Annotated in this window: 2 protein-coding genes; one reads left to right on the top strand and one right to left on the bottom strand. The window is 76.9% G+C overall.

All coding sequences use genetic code 11. The features are described from left to right. Positions 1–323, bottom strand: a 323-nt coding sequence (locus tag AOK18_RS23970) for a methionyl-tRNA formyltransferase (protein WP_276205367.1), incomplete at its 3' end; no start/stop codon positions are given. A 401-nt stretch (positions 324–724) separates the two neighbouring features. Between AOK18_RS23970 and AOK18_RS23965 the strand changes: the two genes are divergently transcribed. Next, a partial coding sequence (locus tag AOK18_RS23965; protein ID WP_107100367.1) for a hypothetical protein occupies positions 725–1,271 on the top strand: 547 nt, incomplete at its 3' end.

The raw sequence follows: 1,271 nt of genomic DNA, 5'->3' as shown, positions 1-1,271 counted from the left end.
ACGGCGCCCTGCTGCCCCGGTCCGGGACGTCGAGGTCCGGCCCGGGGCAGCAGGGCGCCGTAGGCGACGACGGGGCAGCAGTCGGGGGCGATCTCGCGCAGCCGCTCGAGGAACTCCGGGTCCTTCGGCTTCGCGGGCCTGAGGATCTCGATCCCGGCCTCCTGCGCCCGCTCGGCGACCGGGGAGGCCACCAGCCTGCGGCCCCGTCCGGCCGGGGCGTCGGGCCGGGTGACGACGGCGGCCACCTCGTGCCGCTCCGAGGCGAGAAGAGCGTCCAGGGCGGGAACGGCGACCTCGGGGGTGCCGGCGAAGACGAGCTTCATGGGGTGGATTCGGGCCTCTCGGGCGGGGACGGTGCGGGCAGCGCACCAGTCTATGGGGGGACGGCCGGGGGCGTACGGGCGGCGTGCGAGCCGCGCGGCGGACGGCGCACAGGCGGCGCACGGGCGGCGCTCCGGACGCGGCAGTGGGGCCCGCCTTCGGGGGGCGGGCCCGCGCCCGGTCTCCGGCCCGCGCCCGGACCCGGCCCCCGTTCCGGATCCGGGTCCGGCTCCGGATCCCCCGCGGACCCGGGCCCACGGTCCTCCGCGGGGGCGTGCGGGAATCGCCTCGCCCCCAGCCCGTGACCCGCGGAGCCGATCCGCGTTGGTCAAGGAAGAGTTGACCACACCGGGCCGCTCCGACGCGGCCCGTTCCTTTCAACGCCGGTTCGAGAGGCTTGTTCATGGCCGACCACGCAACCCACGACGCCCAGGCTCGCGCCAGCCTGCACTTGCTGGTGCGGGACATCGAGCGGGTCCGCCGGCAGGTGGACGCACTGCGCACGCTCACCGCCCAGCTCGGCAACGTCTACCGCCCGCGCCGCTCCGGCCCCTCCACGGGCTTCGTCGTCTACGGACGCGCCCCCGCCCCGACGGTCCGCCTCGCCCAGGAACTGCGGGACAGTGTCGAGACCCTGGTCACCGCGGCCGTGGACTTCGACCGCTCGCTGGGCTTCTCGTGGGACGCGGTGGGTTCCGCCCTCGGCGTGACCAAGCAGGCGGTCCACCGCCGTTACGGCGCCCGCCGCGCCACGCCCGCCCAGAACCGGGTTCCGGAGGCGGAGCCCGCCACCGAGCCGTCGGGAACGCGCACGGCCGACGTGGGCGCGGGGGTCTCCGGCGTGCCGGCGGTTCCCGCCGCCCGTTCCATGCCGACCCAGCCGACGGCGGGCAGTCCGGCCCTCCGTGACGACCCGTGCTCCACGGCCTTCCCCGGCCCCACCACCTTCC

The sequence above is a fragment of the Streptomyces prasinopilosus genome (genome assembly GCF_001419695.1).
Classification (GTDB): Bacteria; Actinomycetota; Actinomycetes; order Streptomycetales; family Streptomycetaceae; genus Streptomyces; species Streptomyces prasinopilosus.
The sequence above is the reverse complement of the archived record's forward strand: the minus strand, read 5'-3'. Positions and strand labels throughout refer to the sequence as shown.